The following is a 14,060-nucleotide window of genomic DNA, read 5'->3' on the forward strand; positions in this document are numbered from 1 at the left end:
GGCGCCCCGTTTCTAGGCCTTGGCCGCGGCGCGGCGCTTGGCGCTCTCGACCGTGTTGTAGAGGAGCATGGTGATCGTCATCGGGCCGACACCGCCGGGGACCGGGGTGATGGCGCTGGCCCGCGCTTTGGCCGCCTCGAACTCGACGTCGCCGACCAGTTTCTTGTCACCGACCCGGTTGACGCCGACATCGATAACGACCGCGCCCTCCTTGATCCAGGCGCCCTTGATCATCTCCGGGCGGCCGACGGCGGCGATCACCACATCGGCCGCTGCCACCTTGGCGGCGAGATCACGGGTGCGGGAATGACAGATGGTCACCGTGGCGTGCTCGGCAAGGCACATCAGCGCCACCGGCTTGCCGACGATATTGGAGCGACCGACCACCACCACTTCCTTCCCTTTCAGGTCGACCCCGGTCGCCTCGAGCATCTTCATTACCCCGTAGGGGGTGCAGGGCTGGAAGAGGGGATTGCCGGTCACCAGACGGCCGACGTTGTAGGGGTGGAAACCGTCGACGTCCTTTTGCGGCGAGATCGCCTCGAGTACCTTCCCCTCGTCGATCTGAGCGGGGAGCGGCAACTGCACCAGGATTCCGTCGATGCGGGGGTCGCGGTTGAGTTCGTCGATCAGGGCGAGAAGCTGCGCCTCGCTGGTCTGCGCCGGCAGCTTGTGCTCGTCGGAATAGATCCCGGCCTGCTCGCAGGCCTTCTCCTTCATCGATACATAAACGCGGCTCGCCGGGTCGTCACCGACCAGCACCACCGCCAGCCCGGGAGTCGTTCCGAACGCTTTCAGTTGTGCCACGTCTGCCGCGATCGCCTCGCGCAGCCGGGCGGCGATTGCCTTGCCGTCAATAATCTTTTCCACCTGCTGACACCTCCCTGAAAATGGAAGTCAACTCTACACAACCCCTCCCGGCTTGTAAAGAAAAAGGCTGCGCAAATGCCCGCCCTGGCTGGGTTTGCCGGCTAACCCGCCGATTTTTCGAGGAGCGCGGCGAGGCGCTGGCGCCGTGCCGCTAGCGGGAGGTCGGCGAGGGTCTGCACCGCGGCATAAAAGCGCGGCAGGTCCCCGTCCTGCTCGGCGAGCAGCTGCTGAAAGGCCGGGAGCAGGCGGCGGTAGGTATTCACCGCGACAAAGCGGCCATTGTTGAGCGGTTCGGCAAACCAGCGGTCATACCCGGCATAGCCCTGCCAACTCGCCTTGAGGCGCTCTTGGGCGACGCGCATGTCGGCCAGGATCGCCGCCTTCGCGCGCCGCATTTCTGCCGCCGGCAGCTCTTCGCCGTAGAGCGCTGCGAGGCGGCCACGGGTTACGCTGACCAGGGCCAGGAACTCGGCCTGGCGCCCTTCCCGGAGTTGATGGGCCTGACGGGCGGCATCATCGCCATAGCGGTCGAGCCAGCGCTCGACCCCGGCGATCTCCACCGTCATGGCGAAGGCCTCGTTGAAATCGGCATCCCCCTTGGCATAGACCTGCTGGTGCGCCAGTTCGTGAAAGATCAGGCCGGCGGTCGCATCGGTCGGACCCTGGACAAAGGTGTTAAGGACCGGGTCGTCGAACCAGCCGAGGGTCGAATAGGCCGTCACCCCGTAGACGTAGACATCGTCGCCACCACTGGCAAGGCCGGCAGCAAACTCCCGGGCGGCGGCCTCGGCATAATAGCCGCGGTAGGGGACGCAGCCGGCGACCGGAAAGCACCAGCGGCGGGGCTCCAGGGAGAATTCGGGGGCCGCGACCACATTCCAGACCACGCAGGGGCGCTCGAGGTCGGCATAGCAGCGATAGCTGCCGTTGTCGGGCAGACCGAGCTCGCGGCTGGCAAATTCGCGGATCGCGAGGATGGTGGTCAGTTTCTGGCGCAGATCAGGGGCGGTGGTCGGGTCATCGATGAGGCGCTGGATATCGCGCCGCCGGGAGAGGAGATCCCATTGTCCCTGGGCGGCCTGGCGATAGTAGCCAAGATCACCACAGGCGCCGAGGCCAAGGGGGAACAGACCTGCCAGCAGCAGGACCAGCAGTCCGCACCAGCGACGCAGCCTCATGGTCCGCTCCTTTCCGGTCCGGCAGGTATTGGGAGGTTGGGGCTCAGGTCGAGCAGAAGATCAGAGGTGGCGGCCACAGACCTTGGCCAGCTCGGTCAGTGCCAGCAGCTCCCCCTTGCCAAAATCGCTGCCAGCCAGCTGCTGGTCGGCCCCCTTGCGGCAGACCTGGAGGACGCCGATGATTGCCTCCTCTTTCCAGAGCGGAACGCTCATGATCTTCTGGATCGGCTTGGGCGCTTCGGAGGCATCCGGGTCGGTGCGAATCTGCTCAAAAATGGCGACGTGGCGGGCCGACGCGAAGTGGTTGTTGATAAACCCCTTCTTCTCCTGCACGGTCCGGGAGATCAGGGCATCGGCCGAGCTCAGCGGAATGGTGCCCGTCTTGGCCAGGCGTAGCGGCCAGCGAAAGGAGAGGGACTGCCCCTCCGGAGAATAGCGGAAGAAGGCGACCTCCCCGGGCTTGACCTTGTAAATCTGGCAGAGCGCCTGCACCGCTGCGCTCATCCGCTCTTCTTCGCTGGTGCGGGAGGCGAGCTGAACGTCCAGGGTCGTACAGAGTTCTTCCAGTGTCATCGGCTCCTCCTCGGGCAGTACCCGGCAATGCAAAGCAACCCTTATGCGACCGGCCCGGTTGGGGGCGGTTCCGGCTCACCCTTGAAAGGAGATTAGTATAGCGCGTCAGCGCTGGACGCAACAGAGGTCAAATGAATTCCCGCCCGAGGATCGGATGCCGGCAGCGGTCAACCGTTGGCCGCCTTGGGACAGCCGGCACAGCCGCCGGTCGCCTCGCCGCCGCAGGCGGCAGGCTTGGCCTTCCCCTCTGCGTACCCCTGCTGGTACCAGCCCCCCCCTTTGAGAGCAAAACCGGTCTGGGAGATCAGTTTTTTCAAGGGTCCACCGCACGCCCGGCATTCGGTGAGGGGCGCATCGGAAAATTTCTGGCGGGCTTCGACAATTTGCTGACAGGCTTCACACTGGTATTCGTAAACGGGCATGACAGGTTCCTCCAGGTCGATAAATTCGCTGCCAATCTAATGGCTTTCCCCCGCCCTTGTCAAGGGTGCGCGGGGGGATCTTTTGCGCCGGGCGACGGCGCCGGCCAAACCGCCGCACATTTTTCGGTTTTCGCCAAGATCACCGATTGACATCCGTCTCCCCCATGCAGTAATGTCCATAATTGTCCAGCGCATGAGACAAATAAGATTCATGAGGTAAAAATGAACCTTTCTGTTAAAAGCGCCGCCGCGCTGCTGTCGGTATCGGAAAAGACCATCTACCGCTGGATCAAGCAGGAGATCATTCCGGCGTACAAGATTCATGAAAGCTACCGCTTCAACCGGGCGGAACTGATCGAGTGGGCGACCTCCAGGCGCATGGGGGTCTCAGCGGAGGCTTTCAGTGAGCCGGAGATCGGTTCGCAGCCGCTGCCGAGCCTGGGCGAAGCCCTCGAAGCCGGCGGCGTCTTCTACCGCATCGAGGGGAAGACCCGGGACGAAGTGCTCGCCGACGTGGTCGGCCATCTGCGCCTCCCCGACGAGGTCGACCGCGATTACCTGCGCAAGGTCCTGATCGCCCGGGAGGAGTTGGCATCAACCGCCATCGGCGCCGGCATCGCCCTCCCCCACCCCCGCAATCCGCCCCTGGTGCATGTCGTCCGGCCCTCGGTCACCCTCTGCTTCCTGGAAAATCCCGTCGACTTCAAGGCCCTCGATGGCGTTCCGGTGCAGGTCCTGCTGACCCTCCTCTCGCCTTCGGTGCGGCTCCACCTTCACCTCCTGTCACTGCTCGGTTTTGCCCTCCGCGACCCGGGGTTCCGCAACGCCCTGCAGGAGCAGGCCGGGCGCGAGCCGATCTTTGCCGCCCTCACCGAGGCCGAAGCGGCAGTGCGCGGGACCAAACGGGCGCGCCTTACCCCCTAACCGACAGCAGGATCGATCCGCAGGTCATGCCCTATTCTCTCGAAAAACGCAAATCGTCGCTGTTTCAGGAACGCCCCTGGGTCTTTCTCTACGGGTCGCTGCTGGCCGGCTGCGCCGGTTATGTCAATGTCGTCCTGCTCGGCATCTACCATGTCCCGGTCAGTCACATGACCGGCGCCACCTCGCGCCTCGCCATCGATCTCTCCACCGGGGACTTCAAGGATCTCTACGGCGCCCTCGGCATCTTCGCCGGCTTTCTCCTCGGCGCCATCCTCGGCGGGGCCCTGATCGGCGGCACCCAGGTGCTGCCGGGACGCCGTTACGGCATCGCCATGATGATCGAGGGGGGGTTGCTCGGCCTCTCGTTCCTGCTCCTCGTCACCGGCAGCATGAAGGGGATCACCGCCGCCGCCATCGCCTGTGGCCTGCAGAACGCCATGGCCAGCAGCTATTGCGGCCTGATCATCCGCACCACCCATGTTTCGGGGATGGTCACCGACATCGGCGTCCTCCTTGGCCAGATGCTTCGCTACCGGCGCCTCGAATTCTGGAAGCTGGCGCTCCTCTGCAGCCTGCTGAGCGGCTTCTTCTGCGGTGGCCTGCTGGGAGGCTACGGGTTCGCCCGCTTCGGGGTGCCCGCCCTGGTCCCGGCTGCCCTCGGCTGCTTTTTCGCCGGGCTGGCCTATTTCGATTGGCGCCGCCGCCACCGGGCCGACCTGCCGGTCGACCGTTGGGGCTATTTCCCTCCCGACGAGGTGCCCGGCTCATGACCTGTTTCCCCGCCGCTCTCGTCCTCCTCGCCGCTGGCGCCTTTTGCGCCCTGCTGACCGGCCGCAGATCGGACCTCGCCTCCCTGATCGGTACCCTGAGCAGCGTCGGCGGCGGCCTCCTCGCCCTGGCCGCGGCCTGGCCGGTACTGGCCGGTGGCAGGGAACTCACCTGGTCCGCCCCCTGGAGGGTCCCGGCGGGGGTGTTCGCCCTGCGGCTCGACCCGCTGGCGGCCTGGTTTGTGCTGCCGATCGCGCTCCTCGGCATCTGCTGCGCCCTCTTCGGCGCCAGCTACCTGCGGGGGGAGGGAAAATCCCGGTCGCTGGCCCCCCACTGGTTCCATTACAACCTGCTGCTGGCCGCCATGCTGCTGGTGGCCACCGCGGCCAACGCCGTCCTCTTCCTGGCCGCCTGGGAGATCATGACCCTCACTTCCTTCTTTCTCGTCGCCTGGGACCATCGCCACACCGAGGCGCGCCAGGCCGCCTGGCTCTACCTGCTTGCTGCCCACTGCGGACTGATGCTCCTCCTCGCCCTCTTTCTCGAGGCCGGGGTCTACTGCGGGAGCTTCAACTTTGCCGCCTTCACCCCCCTCGGCCAGCTCCCCGCCGCCAACGCCGCCGGTTTCTTTCTCCTCGCCCTCTTCGGCTTCGGCGTCAAGGCCGGGCTGCTGCCGCTGCATATCTGGCTCCCCGACGCCCATCCGGCGGCGCCGAGTCACATCTCCGCCCTGATGTCGGGGGTGCTGGTCAAGACCGGCATCTACGGCCTCCTGCGCATCCTCACCCTGCTGCCGCCGGCGCCGGCCTGGTGGGGCTGGCTCCTCGCCGGTCTTGGCGGTCTCGGCGCCCTTTACGGTATCGCCCTGGCCTGTCTGCAACAGGACATCAAGCGCTGCCTCGCCTATTCAACCATCGAGAATGTCGGTATCATCTTTCTCGGTCTCGGTTTCGGCCTGGTGGCCCAGGCCCAGGGACATCCTGCCATCGCGCTCCTCGCCTTCGCCGGGGGGATGTTGCATATCTGGAACCACGCCCTCTTCAAGGGCCTGATGTTTCTGGGTGCCGGCGCGCTGGTTCACGCCACTGGCACGCGCAACATGAACCGCATGGGCGGGTTGCTGCGCCGCATGCCGCTGACCGGCCTGCTCTGGATCGGCGGCAGCCTGGCAATCAGTGCCCTTCCCCCCTTGAACGGCCTGATCAGCGAGTGGCGATCTACCTCGGCCTGCTGCAGGCCGGCCTGCTGCCGACCAACTTCATCGCCCTGCCGGCGCTGCTCCTGATCGGCCTGCTCGGCACCGTCGGCGCCCTGGCGCTGGTGACCTTTGTCCGGCTGATCGGCATCTGCCTGCTCGGGGAAGGCCGGGAGGAAGCGGCCAGACGGGCCCACGAGGCGACCCCGCTGATGCTTGGGCCCATGGTGCTGCTGTTCGGCGGCTGTATGGCCATCGCCCTATGCCCGCAGGGGGTGTTCCACCTGCTGCAGGGCCCCCTGGCCCAGTTGCTCCCCGGTCCGGAACTCTTCCTGCTGCCGCCATCCCTGGCCCGGCTTGGCCACGCCGGCGGCATCCTGATCCTGGCCCTGCTGACGGCGGGGGTGCTGTTGCGCTGGCTGCGCCGGGTGCGACCGCAGGCGACGGCCGCCACCTGGGGCTGCGGCTACCCCGTGCCGACGCCGCGCATGGCCTACACCGGCGCCGCCTTTTCCGGCCTGCTGAGCCACGGCATCCTCCCGCGGAGCCTCGCCCCGGCGGCCGAGGGGGGCCGGGTCGGCGGCCTTTCGGCAGAACCGGCGGCGCTGCGCCTGACCTTTCTCGACCCGGTGCTGGTCCATTCCTGGCAACCCTTCTTCGCCTGGTGTGCCGAGCGCTGCCAGCGATTGCGCTGGCTGCAGCAGGGACGCTTGCCGGTCTACCTCCTCTACATGTTCGCGGCGATCACTCTGCTGCTCGCCTGGACCTTCTGGATGGAACGGGGAGGATAGGATGCTCTGGCTGCTCCTCGGACTACTGCTGATCGCCGGCTCCGGAATCCCCGGCCTCTTCCTCCCCCGGGACGGACAGGGTGGCGAGCGGATCGCCTGCGGCCTGCTCCTGACCGGGGTCCTTATCTGCACCTGGCCCCTGATCGGCATCTTCTGCGGCCAGAGTCTGCTTCTCGACGCCCACTGGGCCGTTCCCGGCGGCCGCTTCGTCCTCGAACTGGACGCCATCTCGGCGGCCTTTGTCGCACCGCTGCTATTGGTCGTCGCCACCGGCGCCTGTTACAGCCTCGGCTACTGGCCGCAACACCGGCATCCGGGCAACGGCCGCAAGCTGCGCCTCTTCTACGGCCTGATCGCCGGCGCCATGCTGCTGCTGCTGACGGCCCGCAACAGCCTTCTCTTTCTCCTCGCCTGGGAGACGATGGCCCTTTCGGGCTATTTCCTGATCACTACCGAAGACGAAAAGGCGGAGGCGCGCCGGGCCGGCTACATCTACCTGATCGCCACCCACAGCGGTACCCTCGCCCTCTTCGGCCTCTTCGCCCTGCTCGCTCCCGGCGGCGGGAGCGGCATCTGGCCGGCGGCCGGCAGCCTCCCGGCGGCCGGCAGTGCGGTCTTCCTGCTCGCCCTCTTCGGCTTCGGCATGAAGGCCGGCCTGATGCCGCTGCACGTCTGGCTCCCCGGCGCCCATGCCGCCGCCCCCAGCCACGCCTCGGCCCTCCTCTCCGGGGTGATGATCAAGACCGGCATCTACGGCCTGGTACGGCTTACCTCCTTCTTTGCCGCCATCCCCCCCTGGTGGGGATGGACGGTGCTGCTCCTCGGCGCGGTCTCCGGCATCCTCGGCGTGGCTCTCGCCCTGGCCCAGCATGACATCAAGCGGCTGCTCGCCTATCACAGCGTCGAGAATATCGGCATCATCGCCCTCGGCCTCGGACTGGCCCTGCTCGGCCGCAGCTACGGGCAGCCGGAGCTGGTGCTCCTCGGCCTCTCCGGATGCCTGCTGCACGTGGCCAACCACGGGCTCTTCAAGTCGCTCCTCTTTCTTGGCGCCGGATCGATGATCCATGCCACCGGCAGTCGCGAGATCGGTCATTTCGGCGGCCTGCTCGGGCGTCAGCGCTGGACCGGGCTCCTCTTCCTCGGCGGCGCGGTGGCGATCAGCGGCCTCCCCCCCTTCAACGGCTTCGTCAGCGAGTGGCTGATCTACCTCGGCGCCTTCCAGACCCTCGCTGTGAGCGGATCGCCCCTTCCCGGTGCGCTGTTTGCCGCGCCGGCCCTGGCCTTGATCGGCGGGCTGGCGCTGGCCTGCTTCGTCAAGGTCTTCGGCCTCAGTTTTCTCGGCACGGCTCGCAGCGAGGCTGCCGCGCACGCCCAGGAAGCGCCGCCGGTGATGCTCTGGCCGATGGCGCTGCTCCTCCTCGCCTGTGCCGGGATCGGCCTGCTGCCGGGGAGCCTGCGCCCGCTGCTGGAACGGGCCGCGCAGGCCTGGACCGGGGCGCTGCCACTCCCCCCCCTCGCCCCGCAGCTGGCGCCGCTGACGGTCATTGGTGGCGCCGGCTGGCTGCTTGTCGCCCTCCTCCTGCTCGTGGGCTGGTGGCTGCGCCGGCGCAGTGCCGCGGCGCCGCGCCAATGCGGCACCTGGGGCTGCGGCTATCCCCTTTCCACCCCGCGCATGCAGTACAGCGCCAGTTCCTTTGCCGACGGACTGGTCCGGCTGTTCCGCTTCGTTCTCGGCAGTGAACGGCACGGTGGGAGGGTGGCCGGCCTCTTTCCCGAGCGCGCCGAGTTGGCCGGGCATACGCCGGACCCGGTCCTCGATCGCGGCCTGACCCCGCTCTTTTCCGGCCTCGCCCGGCTCCTCTACCGGCTGCGGCGCGGCATCCAGAACGGCCTCGTCGCCAGCTACCTGTTCTACATCGCCTTGACCGTGGTCGTTCTGCTGACCCTGCTCAGCCGTTGAAAGGATTGCACCGATGATCGGCCGGATCCTGTTGCAACTTGCCATCCTGCTCCTGTTTGCCCCGCTGCTTTTGGGGGTGATCACCAAGACCAAGGCGCTCTTTGCCGGCCGCGTCGGGCCGCCGCTGCTGCAGCCCTACTTCGACCTTTTCCGCCTCTGGCGCAAGGGGTTCGTCATCAGCCGCACCACCACCTGGGTCTTCCTCGCCGGGCCGGTGGTCGGCCTGGTGGTCCCGCTCCTCGCCGCGATGCTGATCCCCTTCGGCGGCCTGGGCGCCCCGATCTCCTTCAGTGGCGACCTGATTCTCTTCGTCTATCTTTTCGGCCTCGCCCGTTTCTTCACCGCCGCTGCCGCCCTCGATACCGGCTCGAGTTTCGAAGGGATGGGGGCGGCCCGGGAGGTGACCTTCGCCTGCCTCGCCGAGCCGACCGTCCTCTTCGCGCTGCTGGTCCTCGCCCGCGGCGCCGGCAGCCTCGCCCTCGGGGATTTGCTCGGGCCGCAGCTGGCCGCGCAGTGGCACGGCAATGGCGGCGCCTCGCTCGGCCTGATCCTGGTCTGCCTCTTCGTGGTGCTGCTGGTGGAAAATTCGCGCATCCCCTTCGACGATCCCAACACCCACCTCGAACTGACCATGATCCATGAGGTGATGGTGCTCGATCACAGCGGCCCGGCCTTCGGCATGATCCTCTACGGCGCCGCGATGAAGCTGCTGGTGCTGGGAGCATTGCTGGTGCGCGTCGCGTTGCCGGTGCAGACCGGCTCGCTCCTGCTCGACCTGCTCGTCTTCCTGGCGGGATTGCTGGGGCTGGCGGTGCTGATCGGCGTGGTCGAGTCGACCATGGCGCGGCTCAAGCTGCCGCGGGTGCCGCAGGTGCTGGTCGGCACCACCCTCCTCTCGATCTTCGCCCTGGTCCTGGTCCTGCGTTAGGAGACCCCCGATGTCGAACCTGCTCTTGCTGATCGTCATTCTGATCAACTTCTTCACCCTCGGCAGCGCCCGGCTCGTCGCCTGCATCCGGGCCGTCGCCTTTCAGGGCGCCCTCCTCGCGCTCCTGCCCCTGGCCGCCCACGGCCTCTCCGGCCATGCCCTGCTCCTCGGCGCCGGCGCCCTCGCCTTCAAGGGGATCTTCATTCCCTGGCTGCTGCTGCGGGCGATTCGCGAAGTGCGCATCCGCCGCGAGGTCGAGCCCTTCATCGGCTTCGTGCCGACCCTGGTGATCGGCGCCCTGGTCACCGCCGGCGCCTTCATCTTCTCCGGCTTCCTGCCGCTGGCCCCGGAACACCAGGACGGGCTCTTCGTGCCGACCGCGCTGGCGACCATGGCGAGCGGTTTTCTGCTCCTGATCACGCGGCGCAAGGCGATCACCCAGGTCCTCGGCTACCTGATGCTGGAAAACGGCATCTTCGTCTTCGCCGTCCTCCTCTCGACGGCGATTCCGCTGATGGTCGAGGCGGGGATCCTCCTCGACCTGCTGGTCGGTGTCTTCGTCATGGGGATCGTCCTCAACCAGATCAGCCGCGAGTTCTCGACCCTGAATACCGAACGCCTGACCGCCCTGAAGGAATAGCGCCATGCTTCTGCTGCTGATTCTCCTCCCCCTTGCCGCTGCGCTGCTCGCCTTGATCCTCCCCTGGCATCAGGGACGCTCCTGGCTCCTCCCCGTCAGCGGCGGGCTGCACCTGCTCCTCGCCGGGTTTCTCGTCGCCGCCCCGGAGGCCGGCTTCGGCCCCTGGATCGGCCTCGACGCCCTCTCCCGGCTGGTGCTGATCGTCACCAGCCTCCTCTATTTCGGCTGCGCGCTCTATGCGGTCGGCTACCTCGATCTGCGCCGGGACCGCGGCAACCGGGTCATCGTCCCCTGCCTGCTGGTCTTTCTTGCCGCCATGACCCTGGCGATCTCGGCCCGCCATCTCGGCCTGCTCTGGATGGCGGTGGAAGCGACCACCATCGCCAGCGCGCCGCTGATCTATTACAACCGCAACCGGCTGTCGATCGAGGCGACCTGGAAATATCTGCTCCTCTGCTCCGTCGGCATCGCCCTGGCGATGCTCGGTATGCTCTTCGTCGCCTACGCCGCCCTGCTCGGCGGCGGCGTACCGGTCAACCTCCAGTTCGACAACCTCCTCGCCGGAGCGGCCACCCTCTCCCGCCCCTGGCTTCATGCCGGCTTCGTCTTTCTGCTGGTCGGTTTCGGCACCAAGATGGGCCTGGCCCCCCTGCACAGCTGGAAACCGGACGCCTACGGCGAAGCGCCGGGGATGGTCGGGGCGCTCCTCGCCGGCGGCCTCACCAGCGTCGCCTTTCTCGCCATCCTGCGCGCCCTGCAGCTGATGGTCGCTGCCGGCGACGGCGTCATGGCCCGCCAGACCCTGCTCGGCATGGGGCTGCTGTCGCTGCTGGTGGCGGCGGTCTTCATGGTGCGCCAGCCCGACATCAAGCGGCTCCTTGCCTACTCCTCGGTGGAGCATATGGGGATTCTCGCCATCGGCGTCGGTATCGGCGGCCTGGCGACCTTCGGCGCCATGTTTCATCTCGTCAACAACGCCCTGACCAAGGGCTGTCTCTTCCTATCCGCCGGCAACATCCAGCGTGCCTACGACAGCAAGCGACTCTCCGAGGTCCACGGCGCCATCGCCACCCTGCCGATCTCCGGCACCCTCTTCATGGCCGGCTTCCTCGCCATCACCGGCTCGCCCCCCTTCGGACCGTTCATGAGCGAATTCACCATTCTGCGCGGCATCTTCGGCAGCGGCCGGGTCGGGGTCGGATTGACCATGCTGCTGCTGCTGGCGGTAGTCTTTATCGGCATGGGAGCGACGGCCCTCACCGCTACCCAGGGGGAACCGGTCAAACTCGACACCGCCTTCAAAGACAGCCTGCTGCTGGTCCTGGCACCGATCGTCTTTCTGCTGCTGGTGCTGATCCTCGGCGTTTATCTCCCCGCGCCCCTGGAAAACGCCCTGCGCGATGCCGCCGCCCTGCTGGAGGTGCAGCCATGAGCCTGTCGAAACTGGTCCGTTTTCGCCATGGTCTCTCGGTCCCCCTCGCCGAGCTGCCGATTCTCGACTACGCCCAGTTCAGCGCTTCGCTGCTGGCGGACGTCGCGGCCGATGCCCGGGTGGCGAGCTATTTCGGCGTCCCGGTGGCGGCGGGGCTGGAGATCTTCGCCATCCTCGCCCACGACTGGAAGGAAGAGCTGGCCCTGCTGCGGACCCGGGTCAGCGGCAGTTTTCCGGCCCTGACGCCCCAGTGTCCGCAGCTCCACCTCTTCGAGCGGGAGCTGGCCGAGCAATTCGGCGTGCGTCCCCTCGATCACCCCTGGCTGAAACCGGTCCGTTTCCACGCCCCCTGGATCGATGCCGCCGACATCTGGGGACGGCCGCAGGGGAGCCACCCGGTGGCGGGGGAGATGGAATTCTACCGGGTCGAGGGGGAGGAGGTCCACGAGGTCGCGGTCGGCCCGGTCCACGCCGGGGTGATCGAACCGGGGCACTTCCGCTTCCAGTGCCACGGCGAGGAGGTGATGCACCTCGAGATCTCCCTCGGCTACCAGCATCGCGGCATCGAGCAGCAACTGCCGGGCGCGCCGCTCGCCAAGGCGAGCTACCTCTTCGAAACCGCTGCCGGCGATACCAGCATCGGCCACGCCACCGCCGGCTGCCAGCTCCTCGAAAGCCTCGGCGGCATCGAAGCGCCGCGGCGCGCGCAGGCGATTCGGGCCATCGCGCTGGAACTCGAACGGCTCGCCAATCACGTCGGCGATATCGGGGCCCTCGCCGGCGACGTCGGCTTTCTGCCGACCGCCTCTTTCTGCGGCCGGCTGCGCGGCGACTTTCTCAACCTGACCGCCGAGCTCTGCGGCAGCCGCTTCGGCCGGGGGCTGGTGCGACCGGGCGGGGTGATTTTCGATCTCGACGCCGCCCTCGCAAAGACCTTCGTCGAGCGCCTTCAGCTCCTCGAACGGGAAACCCGCGGCGCCATCGAACTCTGTTTCGACTCCCCGTCCGTCCTCGCCCGCTTCGAAGGGACGGGACCGATCAGCACCGATGATGCCGAGGCCCTCGGCCTGGTCGGGGTGGCGGCGCGGGCCTGCGGCCTGGTCCGGGACGCCCGTCTGCACCATCCCTTCGACGCCGGGGAAGGGCTGTTTGATACCCCGGTAATTGAGATCGACGGTGACGTCTTTGCCCGTGGCAACGTGCGCCGCCGGGAAATTTATGCCTCTTTCGAGCTGATCCGCCGCTTGCTGCGCCACCTTCCCGATGGTCCGCTGCGCACCCCCGCCGCCCCCCTTGCCGCCGACAGCCTCGCCGTCTCCCTCTGCGAAGGGTGGCGCGGCGAGGTGGTGCATGCGGCCCTTACCGGCGCCGACGGGCAGATCGTCCGCTACAAGATCGTCGATCCCTCTTTCCATAACTGGAGCGGGCTGGCGCTCGCCCTGCGCGGCCAGCAGATTTCCGACTTCCCGCTCTGCAACAAGAGCTTCAACCTGTCCTACTGCGGATTCGACCTATAGGAGTGCAGCCATGCTGGGTATTATCCGTGAACGCCTGCGCCAGGGACACCGTACCGGCAAGTTCCCGCGCGTCGAACCGACCCTGCCGTCCCGCTTCCGCGGCCTCCCTGTCGCCGCGACGGAGCTTTCAGCGCAGCAGCAGGCGCAGGCCGTGGCCGCTTGCCCCTGCGAAGCTCTCGCCAGCGCCGGCACCAGCCTCTGCATCGACCTTGGCCGCTGTCTCTTCTGCGGCGACTGTCCGCCTGCCGAGCAGGGGGCGCTGCAGTTCAGCAGCGATTACCGCCTCGCCGCCAGCAACCGCCACGACCTGCTGGTGGGGGAGCGTGAATACCGCCTGGCCGAAAAGCTCAACGCGCGCATGCTCAAACTCTTCGGCCGCTCCCTCAAGCTGCGCCAGGTTTCCGCCGGCGGCTGCAATGCCTGCGAAGCCGATCTCAATGTCCTTGGTACCCTGGTCTTCGATCTCGGCCGTTTTGGCATCCAGTTCGTCGCCTCCCCCCGCCACGCCGACGGCCTCCTGGTTACCGGACCGGTGACGGCGAACATGCGAAGTGCCCTGCTCGACACCTATGCCGCCATACCCGAACCGAAGCTGGTCATCGCTTCCGGCGCCTGCGCCATCGGCGGCGGACCCTTCCGCGACCTGGCCGAGGTCAACAATGGCGTCAGTGACCTGCTCCCGGTCGATCTCTATATCCCCGGCTGTCCGCCCCATCCCTACACGGCTCTCGACGGGCTGCTGCGCCTGCTCGGGCGCCGCTGATTATGCCCCCCCTGCGGTGCTCCCTGCGGTTGATTCTCACCGGTGGATAGGTTAAAGTCGTCCAACTCCGGCCCCCTTTTCCATTCCAGGGCGCCA

14 protein-coding genes are annotated in these 14,060 nt (G+C 67.2%); 10 read left to right on the forward strand and 4 right to left on the reverse strand.

Translation table 11 applies throughout. The features are described 5' to 3' along the window. Nucleotides 1-12: 12 nt before the first annotated feature. The 4 genes from folD to DBW_RS13355 all read right to left on the reverse strand — a co-directional run bounded on the left by folD (nt 13) and on the right by DBW_RS13355 (nt 3,043). Complete coding sequence (gene folD / locus DBW_RS13340; RefSeq protein ID WP_066727984.1) at nt 13-870, reverse strand: bifunctional methylenetetrahydrofolate dehydrogenase/methenyltetrahydrofolate cyclohydrolase FolD; 858 nt, start codon at nt 868-870, stop codon at nt 13-15. A gap of 101 nt (nt 871-971) precedes the next feature. Continuing rightward, the gene (locus DBW_RS13345; protein ID WP_082820349.1) at nt 972-2,048 is read right to left on the reverse strand and encodes an aminopeptidase; all 1,077 of its coding nucleotides are present in this window, start codon (nt 2,046-2,048) and stop codon (nt 972-974) included. A gap of 60 nt (nt 2,049-2,108) precedes the next feature. Then, on the reverse strand, nt 2,109-2,621 hold the full coding sequence (locus tag DBW_RS13350) for a GAF domain-containing protein (protein WP_066727985.1): 513 nt from the start codon (nt 2,619-2,621) through the stop codon (nt 2,109-2,111). Between the two features lie 167 nt (nt 2,622-2,788). Beyond that, nucleotides 2,789-3,043 (reverse strand): FmdB family zinc ribbon protein, encoded by a 255-nt coding sequence (locus tag DBW_RS13355; RefSeq protein ID WP_066727986.1) that lies wholly within the window; start codon nt 3,041-3,043, stop codon nt 2,789-2,791. A 222-nt stretch (nt 3,044-3,265) separates the two neighbouring features. On the opposite strand from DBW_RS13355, the gene DBW_RS13360 reads away from it, so the two are divergent. Genes DBW_RS13360 through DBW_RS13405 form a run of 10 tightly spaced genes read left to right on the forward strand, consistent with a single transcriptional unit; the run spans nt 3,266 to nt 13,964 of the window. Then, nucleotides 3,266-3,967 (forward strand): PTS sugar transporter subunit IIA, encoded by a 702-nt coding sequence (locus DBW_RS13360; RefSeq protein ID WP_066727987.1) that lies wholly within the window; start codon nt 3,266-3,268, stop codon nt 3,965-3,967. Nucleotides 3,968-3,993: 26 nt separating this feature from the next. Then, on the forward strand, nt 3,994-4,737 hold the full coding sequence (locus tag DBW_RS13365) for a YoaK family protein (protein WP_066727988.1): 744 nt from the start codon (nt 3,994-3,996) through the stop codon (nt 4,735-4,737). Then, nucleotides 4,734-6,020: a proton-conducting transporter transmembrane domain-containing protein gene (locus DBW_RS13370; RefSeq protein ID WP_066727989.1), complete on the forward strand. Its 1,287-nt coding sequence runs from the start codon at nt 4,734-4,736 to the stop codon at nt 6,018-6,020. Before DBW_RS13365 ends, DBW_RS13370 begins: the two co-directional genes overlap by 4 nt. Beyond that, nucleotides 5,945-6,721, forward strand: coding sequence for a hypothetical protein (locus DBW_RS13375; protein ID WP_066727990.1), 777 nt, complete (start codon nt 5,945-5,947; stop codon nt 6,719-6,721). Before DBW_RS13370 ends, DBW_RS13375 begins: the two co-directional genes overlap by 76 nt. 1 nt (nt 6,722) lies before the next feature. After that, nucleotides 6,723-8,684 carry a proton-conducting transporter transmembrane domain-containing protein gene (locus DBW_RS13380; protein ID WP_066727991.1) on the forward strand — a complete coding sequence of 654 codons (1,962 nt, stop codon included), beginning with the start codon at nt 6,723-6,725 and terminating at the stop codon, nt 8,682-8,684. A gap of 13 nt (nt 8,685-8,697) precedes the next feature. After that, nucleotides 8,698-9,612 (forward strand): respiratory chain complex I subunit 1 family protein, encoded by a 915-nt coding sequence (locus DBW_RS13385; RefSeq protein ID WP_066727992.1) that lies wholly within the window; start codon nt 8,698-8,700, stop codon nt 9,610-9,612. A gap of 10 nt (nt 9,613-9,622) precedes the next feature. After that, on the forward strand, nt 9,623-10,252 hold the full coding sequence (locus DBW_RS13390; RefSeq protein ID WP_066727993.1) for a hydrogenase: 630 nt from the start codon (nt 9,623-9,625) through the stop codon (nt 10,250-10,252). A 4-nt stretch (nt 10,253-10,256) separates the two neighbouring features. Further along, a complete protein-coding gene (locus DBW_RS13395) occupies nt 10,257-11,684 on the forward strand; it encodes a proton-conducting transporter transmembrane domain-containing protein (protein ID WP_066727994.1) in 1,428 nt (475 codons plus the stop codon). Continuing rightward, complete coding sequence (locus DBW_RS13400) at nt 11,681-13,201, forward strand: hydrogenase large subunit (RefSeq protein ID WP_066727995.1); 1,521 nt, start codon at nt 11,681-11,683, stop codon at nt 13,199-13,201. The genes DBW_RS13395 and DBW_RS13400 overlap by 4 nt, the downstream gene beginning before the upstream one ends. A gap of 10 nt (nt 13,202-13,211) precedes the next feature. Next, on the forward strand, nt 13,212-13,964 hold the full coding sequence (locus DBW_RS13405) for a hydrogenase (protein WP_066727996.1): 753 nt from the start codon (nt 13,212-13,214) through the stop codon (nt 13,962-13,964). Nucleotides 13,965-14,060: the final 96 nt, after the last annotated feature.

This window comes from Desulfuromonas sp. DDH964, from assembly GCF_001611275.1.
Taxonomy (GTDB): Bacteria; Desulfobacterota; Desulfuromonadia; order Desulfuromonadales; family DDH964; genus DDH964.

Coding starts and splice junctions, on each gene's coding strand:
- DBW_RS13365 (WP_066727988.1), top strand. CDS start 3,994: ATGCCCTATTCTCTCGAAAAACGCAAATCGTCGCTGTTTCAGGAACGC.
- DBW_RS13405 (WP_066727996.1), top strand. CDS start 13,212: ATGCTGGGTATTATCCGTGAACGCCTGCGCCAGGGACACCGTACCGGC.
- DBW_RS13350 (WP_066727985.1), bottom strand. CDS start 2,621: ATGACACTGGAAGAACTCTGTACGACCCTGGACGTTCAGCTCGCCTCC.
- DBW_RS13385 (WP_066727992.1), top strand. CDS start 8,698: ATGATCGGCCGGATCCTGTTGCAACTTGCCATCCTGCTCCTGTTTGCC.
- DBW_RS13400 (WP_066727995.1), top strand. CDS start 11,681: ATGAGCCTGTCGAAACTGGTCCGTTTTCGCCATGGTCTCTCGGTCCCC.
- DBW_RS13360 (WP_066727987.1), top strand. CDS start 3,266: ATGAACCTTTCTGTTAAAAGCGCCGCCGCGCTGCTGTCGGTATCGGAA.
- DBW_RS13370 (WP_066727989.1), top strand. CDS start 4,734: ATGACCTGTTTCCCCGCCGCTCTCGTCCTCCTCGCCGCTGGCGCCTTT.
- DBW_RS13395 (WP_066727994.1), top strand. CDS start 10,257: ATGCTTCTGCTGCTGATTCTCCTCCCCCTTGCCGCTGCGCTGCTCGCC.
- DBW_RS13390 (WP_066727993.1), top strand. CDS start 9,623: ATGTCGAACCTGCTCTTGCTGATCGTCATTCTGATCAACTTCTTCACC.
- DBW_RS13380 (WP_066727991.1), top strand. CDS start 6,723: ATGCTCTGGCTGCTCCTCGGACTACTGCTGATCGCCGGCTCCGGAATC.
- DBW_RS13345 (WP_082820349.1), bottom strand. CDS start 2,048: ATGAGGCTGCGTCGCTGGTGCGGACTGCTGGTCCTGCTGCTGGCAGGT.
- DBW_RS13355 (WP_066727986.1), bottom strand. CDS start 3,043: ATGCCCGTTTACGAATACCAGTGTGAAGCCTGTCAGCAAATTGTCGAA.